Genomic DNA, 11,772 nt, shown 5'->3' with positions numbered 1-11,772 from the left:
ACAACTTTTTTTTAATCGTAAAAACAATGTTCGAGAAAATCATTTTTATATTTGGATAAAATATAAAAGAGGCCAAATATTAATGACAACTTCCGAATTCTATTCACTTTTAAAACAGCAGTTTCCGTTTCAACCTACCCTAAAACAAAATATTGTACTGCAACAATTATCAGAATTTATTTTTACTAAAAGGCCTAACTCACTTTATCTTTTAAAAGGTTATGCCGGTACAGGAAAAACCACTATAGTTAGTACTATTGTAAGCAATTTATGGAAGGTAAAAAAAAGTGCCGTGCTAATGGCACCAACAGGAAGAGCAGCCAAAGTAATTGCCAATTATTCGGGCAAAGAGGCGTTTACCATCCATAAAAAAATATATTTTCCTAAAAAAGAAAGGAGTGGAGGAGTAAAGTTTGTACTCCAGCCCAATAAGCATAAAAATACCATTTTTATTGTTGATGAAGCCTCAATGATTCCAGATACACCTGGTGATTCTAAAATTTTTGAAAACGGGTCGCTTTTAGACGATTTAATGCAGTACGTCTATTCTGGGCACCAATGTAAATTGTTGTTAATTGGCGATACAGCACAGTTGCCCCCTGTAAAACTCGATTTAAGTCCGGCGTTAAACGAAGATAACCTTAGTTTAAACTACAACAAAGAGGTTACAAAAATGGAACTCGATGAAGTAGTGCGTCAAGAAAAAGATTCGGGTATCTTGGCCAACGCGACGGTTCTGCGGGAATTACTTTTTAATGAGATTTATGATAATTTTAAATTCGATTTAGCTCCGTATTCAGATATTGTACGCTTGGTTGATGGCTACGAAATAATGGATGCCATAAACGATTCATACAGTGAGCAGGGAAAGGAAGAAACCGCAATAATTTTAAGGAGCAATAAACGCGCTAACTTGTACAACCAGCAAATTAGAAATCGTATTTTGTTTAATGAAAATGAGTTGACTACCGGAGATTTTCTAATGGTTGTTAAAAACAATTATTTCTGGATAAAACCTACCACCGAAGCCGGTTTTATAGCAAATGGCGATATTATAGAAGTGCTCGAAATCTTCAAAATACAAGAGCTCTACGGGTTCCGTTTTGCGGAAGTAAAAATTAGAATGGTTGATTACCCCAAAATGCGCCCGTTTGAAACGGTTTTGCTATTAGATACCATTGTTGCCGAAACGCCATCGCTCTCCTATGAAGATTCAAATCGATTTTATCAAGAAGTGCTGAAAGATTTTGAAAACGAAAGTAGTAATTATAAAAAGTTTTTAAAGGTTAAGGGCAATAAGCACTTTAATGCCCTGCAGGTTAAGTTTTCGTACGCTATTACCTGTCATAAATCGCAAGGCGGGCAATGGCAAACGGTTTTTGTTGAACAGCCTTATTTACCCAACGGTGTTGATAAAGATTATTTAAGATGGTTGTACACGGCCGTAACCAGAGCAAAGGAAAAATTGTATCTTATAGGTTTTAAAGATGAGTTTTTTGAAACCTAGTTTTTTAAATCCAACATTTTATGACAGTAGAAACAATTATTAGTGTTTGCTTAGGTGTAGGTTTGGCGGCATCTGTTGGTTTTAGAGTTTTTTTGCCATTATTTGCATTAAGTTTAGCATCTTATTTTGGTGTTTGGGAACTAAACGATTCTTGGCAATGGGTTGGTAGTACGGCGGCGATGATTACACTGGCTGCAGCCAGTGTGGTTGAAGTATTTGCTTATTTTATTCCTTATATCGATAACCTATTAGATAGTATTGCGGTACCATTAGCAGCATTAGCAGGCACAGCCATAATGCTTTCAACTATTGCCGATTTAAGTCCCGTAATCACTTGGTCGTTGGCCATTATTGCAGGAGGAGGAACGGCTGCTGCCGTAGCAGGTACGTCGTCTACAACACGTTTGGCATCAACCGCTACAACAGGCGGTCTGGGTAATCCGTTGGTTTCTGCTTTAGAAACCGGCACATCGCTAGTGATGTCTGTTGTTTCTATTTTTCTGCCTATTTTGGCAGCTATTTTATCGGTTTTGATACTATTTGTCATTTTTAGGCTTTACAAAAAGTTTAAATCGCCAAAAGCTAAGAACCTTTGATTTTTATAGTATTTTTGAAGCCAAAACATAATTAAGGGCATTTTAATCATTTAAAATGGCATATTTAGAATAACACCAATGAAAATAATTTCAATGATACCTGCACGTTACAGTGCCACACGATTCCCGGGAAAGCTCATGCAAGATCTTGGGGGGGAGCCGGTTATTCGCCGTACATACGAAGCTGCTGTAGCCACAAACCTATTTGATGATGTGTTTGTGGTAACCGATAGCGATGTTATTTACAACGAAATTGTAAATCACGGAGGCAAGGCCATTATGAGCAAAAAGGAACATGAATGCGGTAGCGATAGAATTGCCGAGGCTGTTGAATTTATGGATATCGATATCGTGATAAATGTGCAGGGCGATGAACCTTTTACAGACAGGGAATCGTTATCTAAGCTCATCGATGTTTTTAAAAACGATCCCGAAAACGAGGTTGATTTGGCGTCGTTAATGGTTGAAATTACCGATGAAGAAGAAATCAAAAACCCTAATACCGTAAAGGTTATTGTCGACAAATCTAATTTCGCCCTTTATTTTTCTAGAAGCCCTATTCCATATCCTCGTGCCAGAAATGTAGGGGCTAAATATTTTAAGCATAAAGGTGTCTATGCGTTTAGAAAGCAGGCTATTTTAGATTTTTATCATTTGCCAATGCTGCCATTGGAAGCTTCCGAAAAAATAGAATGTATTCGTTATCTTGAGTACGGCAAGCGTATAAAAATGATTGAAACCGACAGTGAAGGGGTAGAAATTGATACGCCAGAAGATTTAGAACGTGCCAAAAAAATATGGAAATAAATTACAAGAATATTAAAGTTATCGGTTTTGATGCCGATGATACGCTTTGGGTAAACGAAACCTATTTTAGGGAAGCCGAAGCGCAATTTTGCAAATTACTTTCTAAATATGAAACGCCAAACAAAATTGACCAAGAGCTGTTTAAAAAAGAAATAGAAAATTTAAACTTGTATGGTTACGGCGTTAAGGCTTTTACACTATCTATGGTTGAGTCGGCTTTAGAGCTCTCAAATTATCAAGTGTCCACAAAAACCATTGAAGCCATCTTAAATATCTGCAAAGACATGCTCAATAAACCTGTAGAATTGCTAGATGGCGTAGAGGAGGTGCTTAGCACATTATCTCAAAAATACCGGCTTATTTTAGCCACAAAAGGCGATTTGCTTGATCAAGAAAGAAAATTGGAAAAATCTAACTTAACCAAATATTTCCATCACATTGAGGTGCTAAGCGATAAGAAAGAAGCCAATTATTCTAGGTTGTTAAATCATTTGGATATTAACCCCTCAGAATTTTTAATGGTAGGTAACTCCTTAAAGTCTGATGTTTTACCTCTGGTAAATATAAAAGCGCATGCTGTCCATGTGCCTTTTCATACAACATGGGCACACGAAGAAGTTTCAGAAGAAGAGAAAAACGGTAAGGCCTATAAAACAATAAACACGTTGTTGGAATTAGTAAACATCTTGAAATAAGTGTATTACAAAAACCGTTTGTTCATAATAATATTTAAGCTTTTTTTAAAGGAGCAAAATTTAAAATAATAGTACTTTTGCTTTTTGTGAAGAAAAAAGAAAACTAACTTAAATGAGTCATAAAAACTTTCCAATGGTGCCAAGAGTTATTTTTGGCAGAGGTAGTTTCAACCAGTTAAATGAAATATTGACCCCAAAGCGTTTAAATATTAATGCGCCGTTCATTTTTTTGGTTGATGATGTTTTTAAGGGCAATACATCATTAGTATCCAGAATTCCAACAGCTTATGACGATAGAATTATTTTTATATCGGCTGACGAAGAGCCTAAAACCAGTCAGGTAGACGAACTTGTTGAGGATATTATATTAACGTCTAAAGAACGCCCGTCTGGTATTATTGGCATTGGTGGCGGCACGATGCTCGATTTGGCTAAGGCAGTATCTATTATGCTGACTAATGATGGCGAATCTAAAACTTACCAAGGTTGGGATTTAGTTAAAAACTCGGCCGTTTACCATGTTGGAATCCCAACAATTTCTGGTACAGGTGCTGAAGTATCCCGGACCACTGTTTTAACTGGTCCAGATAGAAAATTGGGAATCAATTCTGATTACACGCCTTTCGATCAGGTTATTTTAGATTCTGAACTTACTAAAGGGGTGGAGCACAATCAATGGTTTTACACCGGTATGGATTGCTATATACACTGTATTGAATCGCTTAGCGGATCTTATCTTAATACGTTTAGCCAAAGCTATGGCGAAATGGCGTTCCAATTGTGTAAAGAGGTGTTTTTAGATAACAACCTCTCCGATATCGAATCTCGTGAAAAATTAATGATGGCATCTTGGCACGGTGGCATGAGTATAGCTTATTCACAAGTAGGTGTAGCCCATGCTATGAGTTATGGACTTGCATATTTATTGGGAACAAAGCACGGCATTGGCAATTGCATTGTTTTCAACCATCTTGAGGAATTTTATCCAGAAGGTGTTAAGCTTTTCAAAGAGATGAAAGAAAAACACAATATAGTTTTGCCTAAAGGGATATGTACGGATTTAAGTGATTCAGATTTCGATGTTATGATTAACATAGCAATGAGCCTAACTCCTCTTTGGGAAAACGCTCTCGGTAAAAACTGGCAAAAAATAATTACCAAGGAAAAATTGAAGGTTTTATATAAAAAAATGTAGTTAAACAATAAGATTACATAAAGCCTCTTTATTTTCTTGTTTATAGTATTTTGTGCTATTTAAATAAAATAAGTTTTATTTTTAACATGAAATTATTTGGCACGAATTTTGTTTTACTTTGGATGAGTAAATGAAACATAAAGTAAACAATTATTTGTCCCTAAAAAGAAACATATGCTCTTAAACAAAAGCTACTCCAACAGGAAGTAGCTTTTTTATTTTGTGCAATAGGGAAGCTTTTAGTATTCCTTTTAGTAATGGTTGGTATATTTCACTATATTTATCGAATATGATAAAAGACATAAAAATTGCCGTATTGATTGATGGAGATAACATCCCGTCTAAGTACATCTCAGAAATGATGGAAGAAATTACTAAATACGGTACACCAACCATAAAAAGAATTTACGGTGATTGGACTAAACCACACCTATCAAAATGGAAAAAAGTGTTGCTTGAAAATGCGATAACGCCGATTCAGCAGTATGGTTACACTACCGGCAAAAATGCGACCGATTCGGCTATGATTATTGATGCCATGGATATTTTATATTCCGAAAAAGTAAATGGTTTTTGCTTGGTATCATCAGATAGTGATTTTACCAAACTTGCCACCCGTTTGCGCGAGGCGGCCATGGTAGTTTATGGTATGGGTGAGAAAAAAACCCCTGATCCGTTTATTGTGGCTTGCGATAAGTTTATTTACTTGGAAATTCTAGGTGGCGACGATAACGAAAAAGATGATAAAGGAGCCAAAACGAAAAAGGCCAATCTTTATAATATCACACCGAAAGTTATCAGACTATTAAAAAATTCGGTGGATGATGCTGCCGATGATGATGGATGGGCATTTCTAGGTGACGTTGGTACGCTTATTATTAAAAAGCAACCCAATTTTGATGCCCGTAACTTTGGATTTCAAAAGTTAACACCACTATTTAAATCATTGCCTCAGTTTGAGTTGGAAGAACGCAACCAATCCAATTCGAGGTTTAAGCTAATTTACGTTAGAAACGTTACTACTAAATAAAAACAGGCTTAAAGGTTTCCAAGAATTTTATCCATTACCCAACTGGCGTGCAGGGCTGTTGAACCTGTCGAAGGGTGCTTGGCTTTATTAAAAACTAAATCGTCTCTCATATTTTCAACATGATATTGTTGAATGTGCTTTGGGTTTTCAATAAATAATTCCTCGTTTTTATTATCACTTTTTAAAACAATAGGTTTTTCATGAAATACAGAGAACTCAATTGTTCCCTTGCTGCCGTAAATAGTAGTTTTATCTAAATGATCGTTACAACCAAAATTCCAAACGCCAGAACCTGTAACTCCCGATTCATGCAACCACGATGCTGTTACGGCGTCTTTTGCGGTGTATAATTTTTGTTGGTTTAAACTGATGCCATTAGCTTCTTTAAAGTTGCCCAAAAAGAACGCAAACAAATCTAAGCTATGGCTAGCCAAATCATCAAAATAACCAGCAGGAGCAATGTTCGCATCGGTTCTCCAATTGTATTTTTTAGATAAATCGGTTTTACTTGCTGGTTTGGTTAAATTTGAATTAATGTGTCTAACATTACCAATATAACCCGCATCCAGCCATTCCTTTATCTTTAAAAAACGTGGTAACGAACGGCGATAATAGGCTACGAACAACGGTAAATTTTTGCTTTTAAAAACCTCATAAATTTCTAAACTGTCAGCATAACTTGGACTCAATGGTTTTTCAATACAGCATGGTTTTCCTGCTTCTGCCACCTTTAAAGCATATAGTTTATGTGTATCTGGTGGTGTGGCAATATAAACGGCGTCAATACTATTATCGTTGATTAGCGCATCGGCATCGGTATATGTAGTTTCGATTTTATGGCGTTTAGCATAGTCTTTCAACTTAACTGCATCTCTACGCATAACGGCTGATAAGGTAAAACCATCAGTTAATTGGTAAGGTGGTCCACTTTTAACTTCAGTTACGTCTCCACAGCCAATAATGCCCCAGTTTATATTTTTTTTGTTTTCCACCATTACGATAGTTTGTTATTTAAAAAAAGAGCGTAATTAAACGCTCTTTAAAATTTATTCTGTAGTTTCTTCCATCGTGTGATATACGTTTTGTACATCGTCATCTTCTTCAAGTTTTTCTAGAAGTTTTTCAACATCTTCAGCCTGTTCTGGGCTAAGAGGTTTAGTAACCTGTGGAATGCGCTCAAAACCAGAAGATAATATTTCAATATCACGCCGTTCTAACTCAGCCTGTATGGCACCAAAGCTTTCAAAAGGCGCATAAATTAAAATGCCATCATCATCAGCAAAAACCTCTTCAGCACCAAAATCTATAAATTCCAGTTCTATTTCTTCAGGGTCTAATCCATCAGCATTGATTCTAAAATTACAAGTATGGTCAAACATAAAAACAACAGAACCCGATGTGCCTAAACTGCCATCACATTTATTAAAATAGCTACGCACGTTAGCTACTGTTCTTGTGTTGTTATCAGTAGCGGTTTCAACCAAAACGGCAATACCGTGCGGTGCATAACCTTCAAAAATCACTTCTTTGTAATCGCCTTGATTTTTATCACTGGCTCGTTTTATGGCACGTTCTATATTGTCTTTAGGCATATTAACAGCTTTTGCATTCTGTATAACAGCTCTCAAACGTGCATTACTATCGGGGTCTGGACCGCCTTCCTTTACGGCCATTACTATATCTTTACCTATGCGCGTAAAGGCCTTGCTCATAGCGGCCCAACGCTTCATTTTTCTTGCTTTTCTAAACTCGAAAGCTCTTCCCATAATTTAAAACCTATTTAATCGCTTATATTCAATATAAAACAGCGAAAATTATTGTTTCGCAAATTTAAAAATAAGCCGACCAAAAACAAATCAAATATTATTCCTCTGGCTCAACAATATTTTCTATCGCTTCTGCAAGCTGGAAATCTTTGTCTGTTACTCCTCCGGCATCATGTGTTGATAGTGAAATTGTTAATGTGTTATAAACGTTACTCCAATTGGGATGGTGGTTAAGTGCTTCACACTCAAAGGCAATACGGCTCATAGCACTAAAACAATCTTTAAAATTGCCAAACTCAAAAACGGCATGCAGGGCATCATCAAAATATTCCCAATCAGGAAATCGAAGTAGTTTTTTTTCTATGTCTTGTTCTGAAAGTTTACTCATGTTATTTTATGTTTTTTTAAAAGATAGTGATTTAACAGCTTAAAATCAACTTATTTTTAATTCAGTTAAAATATCTTGACTGAAAAGTTGAAGATGCTTGGGTAGTTTATTGGTTTTAGGTAAAACGGCAAGGTATCTTTCGTCGTTGGTAGTGTAAACCTGCTTGAAAACAGGAGCTTTTTTTACTTCAAGGTGTTCAATTATTTCTTTTATAAAATCGTCGTGATGCACCAAATCGTTACTTCCTAAATGAAAAATTCCGAATTTATTCCGGTTAATAATATAGTGGATTTGCTGCGTAACTTTGGAATCGGTTGTTACATTCATTATTAAATTTGGAAAGACCTCAACGGGTTCGCCCTTGTTTATGTTTTGAACAATTTCCTGAACCCTGGGCGATTGTGCACCAAAAACCATGGGAAGACGTAAAATGGCTACCTGTTTTTTGGGAAGGCGTAGCAGCATATTTTCAATTTTTATTTTAAAATGCCCATAAACACTGTTGCTATAGGTTTTGTCATCTTCGTAACTTGGATATTTTGAATACGCATCAAATACATTGGCCGACGAAAGAAATAATAATTTTATCCTGTTTGCGAATACATATTCAGCCAAATGCTGATGTACCAAAACCTGTTTTGAAAAATCGCCACGTAGCGAAGAAATTATAATGGTGGGTCTAACCAAATCAAGAATTTCATAAATATCGTCTTCTTCAATATTGTACTGAAAAAAATGCTGGTTTTTTTCAAAATTCTTGTTGCTGATATTGTAAGTGGCAAAAGTGTTAAAATAGGGGCAGAGTTCTTTGTAAATGGCGCCACCCACAAAGCCACTGGCGCCTAAAATTAAAATTCTATGTTTGTTGTTTTCCCTACTTCGCATATTCAATCACGATAAGCAATAGTTTACACTTTGTAAAATGGCAGCTTTACAACTGTTGCGGGTATGGTTTTTTTTCGAATTTGAATATTGATTTTACTGCCTACTTTGGAAAATACTGCAGGAACATACCCCAAACCAATGCCTTTTCCTAAAGAAGGTGACATAGTGCCCGAGGTTACATTGCCTATGGTTTTTCCATTGTCATCAACAATGTCATAACCTTGGCGCGGAATACCTCGTTCATCCAACTCAAAAGCGATAAGCTTTCGCTCTGGCCCCTGTTCTTTTTCGGCTTTTAAAGCTTCAGAATTCGTGAATGGTTTAGTGAATTTGGTAATCCAGCCCAATCCAGCTTCAATAGGGGAAGTGGTATCGTCAATATCGTTACCATACAGACAGTATCCCATTTCCAAGCGCAGGGTATCGCGAGCCGCTAATCCAATGGGTTTGATGCCATAATCTTTTCCAGCTTCGAAAACCTTGTCCCAAATTTGTTTAACCTCACTTTTTTTGCAATAAATTTCAAATCCGCCACTGCCCGTATATCCAGTTGCAGAAATTATAACATGCTCAATGCTGGCAAAATCGCCAACAATGAAATTATAAAACTTTATGGCTGATAAATCATGACTGCTTAAAGGTTGCATTGCCTCAACTGCTTTAGGCCCCTGAATGGCCAATAACGAATAGTCGTTGCTTAAATTTCGCATTTGTGCACCAACTTCGTTTTTAGATTCAATCCAATTCCAATCTTTTTCAATATTGCTAGCATTAACAACCAACAAATAGGTGTTTTCTTTTATGCGATAAACAATTAAGTCGTCAACAATACCTCCATTTTCGTTAGGTAAACAACTGTATTGTGCTTTGCCAATAGTTAATTTTGAAGCGTCGTTACTCGTTACTTTTTGAATGAGTTCTAAAGCGTGTTCACCTTCAATCAAAAACTCGCCCATGTGTGATACATCGAAAACGCCAACCGCATTTCTAACGGTTTCGTGTTCGGCGTTTACACCTTCATATTGAACAGGCATATTAAACCCTGCAAAAGAGACCATCTTTGCGCCAAGCGCTTTGTGTGTTTCGGTTAAGGCTGTATTTTTCATTGCTATCTATTCAAAAATTTGAATAGCAAATGTATCGAAATTTTAGCGACTGGGGTTTTACGAAAGGTTAAATTATGTTATAGGCTTGTCTTATTTTTAGTTCGTATTTATATAGGCTTTCTAAAATCCCCTTCACTATATTGAGCATTTTTGTCGTAGCAAACCCTAATGAAAGGGGAACCATTCACGACTCCAATAATGGTTTTTTATTTTACAAAAAGGGCAAATTTCTATTTATTTGAAGTATTTTAAAAAAGCTTCAAAGCTAATTAAAAGCTGTTGCTTTAATAGTATCTAATCGAGCAATTATTTTTTTAAAATAGAGAGGATTATCCCAAACAGGCATTCCAAATAACGTCGTTTGGTGGCGGGGCAGACACAGATACGGGGTTCTTTTTTACAGGGTGGTTAAATTCAATATGCTTGGCATGAAGATGTATGCTGGCATCTTTGTTGCTGCGGTCGAAACCGTACTTTAAATCACCTTTTATGGGGCAACCAATATTTGATAGTTGAGAACGGATTTGGTGGTGGCGCCCCGTTTCTAAATTGACTTCCAAAAGAAAATAATTATCTAATTTTTTAATTAATTGGTAATGAAGTATGGCCTTTTTACTGTCTTTTATTTCCTTGGAATGCGCAGTAGATTTATTGTTTTTCGGGTTTTTCTTTAGCCAGTTAACTAAAGTGTCTGCGTTTTTTGGAGGTTTATTTTTTACAACCGCCCAATAGGTTTTCTTGATATCTTTTGAAAGGAATAATTTGTTGAGACGAGGCAATGCTTTACTTGTTTTTGCAAAAATAACCAAACCTGTTGTTGGCCGGTCCAAACGGTGAACGGTGCCCAAATACACATTGCCTGGCTTATTGTATTTGTCTTTTATGTATTCCTTGACCACATCGCTAAGGGGTTTGTCGCCGGTTTTATCACCCTGAACAATATCGCCTGCACGTTTATTTACGATTATAATGTGGTTGTCTTCGTAAAGAACCTGGAGATTGGATTTGTTAGAAAGTATTTTGTTTGACACTAAGTTTATAGATTTTTAAAAATGATGTGATTTGTTAAGACAAAGTTCTTTCTTTTATAATTTTCTTAGCCAAAAAAACAGCTTTAGGCTGGTACTTACTTTTGTTTTCGATTATGTAATTTAGTTCCTCAATTGTTTTTTGGTTAAAATTGCGCCTTAGTTTATCACTACAGATTTTATTATGAGTTTTTATAGGTTTGAGGTCAACACCATTATCTTTGTGTTTTTTGTCTATGTAGGGTATAAGTCGAAAACGATATTTAGTGTTTTTGACTTTATCTTCGTCTAATAAAAAGTCATGAAGTAAGGTTGTTAAAAAATATCGATCTCCATTTTTAAAGGTTAAATCCCAATATCCAAATTCAGAGAATAAAGTAGGAATTCGAAAATTTTTATCTATTGCATTTTTATAATATATCCCAATGTTATAAATAGAATATTTTACATCTTCAAAATTATAAATTTTTTGGTTTTCCCTTTCTGTAATTGTAATCACCCTCAATTTTTCATCAATTGAAAACTCAGTATCTTTATTGTTTTTATAATAGTTGAATAGCAAATAAATTGCAGGGCCATTATAAAGAGCAATGAAATATATTGACACAATGAGTATGACTTTGTAATTATCAATTTCTTGGTTAAAATATTCAAGTAGAATGTATACAAGTAAAATTACTGCTAGATTTGCTTTCAACAAACTTACAACAGATTTGAAATTCAATTTATAGGTTTTCGTTTCCAAATTTCTAGTTCCTTGAATTTGTAC

General features: G+C 35.6%; 13 protein-coding genes. 6 read left to right on the top strand and 7 right to left on the bottom strand.

Annotated elements, in window-relative coordinates; all coding sequences use genetic code 11:
• Positions 1–82 precede the first annotated feature (82 nt).
• From GSB9_00666 to GSB9_00661, 6 genes are all read left to right on the top strand, one after another.
• On the top strand, positions 83–1,507 hold the full coding sequence (locus GSB9_00666; protein UKM64119.1) for an AAA family ATPase: 1,425 nt from the start codon (positions 83–85) through the stop codon (positions 1,505–1,507).
• Positions 1,508–1,527: 20 nt separating this feature from the next.
• Positions 1,528–2,103 (top strand): DUF4126 domain-containing protein, encoded by a 576-nt coding sequence (locus GSB9_00665; GenBank protein ID UKM64118.1) that lies wholly within the window; start codon positions 1,528–1,530, stop codon positions 2,101–2,103.
• A gap of 78 nt (positions 2,104–2,181) precedes the next feature.
• Positions 2,182–2,910, top strand: a complete 729-nt coding sequence (kdsB, locus tag GSB9_00664; GenBank protein UKM64117.1) for a 3-deoxy-manno-octulosonate cytidylyltransferase — start codon at positions 2,182–2,184, stop codon at positions 2,908–2,910.
• Complete coding sequence (locus GSB9_00663; GenBank protein UKM64116.1) at positions 2,901–3,605, top strand: HAD family hydrolase; 705 nt, start codon at positions 2,901–2,903, stop codon at positions 3,603–3,605. The genes kdsB and GSB9_00663 overlap by 10 nt, the downstream gene beginning before the upstream one ends.
• A gap of 112 nt (positions 3,606–3,717) precedes the next feature.
• The gene (locus GSB9_00662; protein UKM64115.2) at positions 3,718–4,800 is read left to right on the top strand and encodes an iron-containing alcohol dehydrogenase family protein; all 1,083 of its coding nucleotides are present in this window, start codon (positions 3,718–3,720) and stop codon (positions 4,798–4,800) included.
• Positions 4,801–5,089: 289 nt separating this feature from the next.
• The gene (locus GSB9_00661; GenBank protein ID UKM64114.1) at positions 5,090–5,830 is read left to right on the top strand and encodes an NYN domain-containing protein; all 741 of its coding nucleotides are present in this window, start codon (positions 5,090–5,092) and stop codon (positions 5,828–5,830) included.
• 8 nt (positions 5,831–5,838) lie between these two features.
• On the opposite strand, the gene GSB9_00660 is transcribed toward GSB9_00661, so the two are convergent.
• The 7 genes from GSB9_00660 to GSB9_00654 form a co-directional block, all read right to left on the bottom strand.
• Positions 5,839–6,825 carry a Gfo/Idh/MocA family oxidoreductase gene (locus tag GSB9_00660; protein ID UKM64113.1) on the bottom strand — a complete coding sequence of 329 codons (987 nt, stop codon included), beginning with the start codon at positions 6,823–6,825 and terminating at the stop codon, positions 5,839–5,841.
• Between the two features lie 51 nt (positions 6,826–6,876).
• Entirely contained in the window at positions 6,877–7,596 is a 720-nt protein-coding gene (locus tag GSB9_00659) for a YebC/PmpR family DNA-binding transcriptional regulator (GenBank protein UKM64112.1), read from the bottom strand.
• 97 nt (positions 7,597–7,693) lie between these two features.
• Complete coding sequence (locus GSB9_00658; GenBank protein UKM64111.1) at positions 7,694–7,984, bottom strand: 4a-hydroxytetrahydrobiopterin dehydratase; 291 nt, start codon at positions 7,982–7,984, stop codon at positions 7,694–7,696.
• Between the two features lie 45 nt (positions 7,985–8,029).
• A complete protein-coding gene (locus GSB9_00657; GenBank protein ID UKM64110.1) occupies positions 8,030–8,869 on the bottom strand; it encodes a sugar nucleotide-binding protein in 840 nt (279 codons plus the stop codon).
• Positions 8,870–8,892: 23 nt separating this feature from the next.
• Entirely contained in the window at positions 8,893–9,975 is a 1,083-nt protein-coding gene (gcvT, locus tag GSB9_00656) for a glycine cleavage system aminomethyltransferase GcvT (GenBank protein ID UKM64109.1), read from the bottom strand.
• 329 nt (positions 9,976–10,304) lie between these two features.
• A complete protein-coding gene (locus GSB9_00655) occupies positions 10,305–11,006 on the bottom strand; it encodes an RNA pseudouridine synthase (protein UKM64108.1) in 702 nt (233 codons plus the stop codon).
• A gap of 34 nt (positions 11,007–11,040) precedes the next feature.
• Positions 11,041–11,748, bottom strand: coding sequence for a hypothetical protein (locus GSB9_00654; protein ID UKM64107.2), 708 nt, complete (start codon positions 11,746–11,748; stop codon positions 11,041–11,043).
• Positions 11,749–11,772 lie beyond the last annotated feature (24 nt).

The organism is Flavobacteriaceae bacterium GSB9 (assembly GCA_022749295.1).
Taxonomy (GTDB): Bacteria; Bacteroidota; Bacteroidia; order Flavobacteriales; family Flavobacteriaceae; genus Flavisericum.
This window is presented reverse-complemented; position numbering and strand designations above follow the sequence as displayed.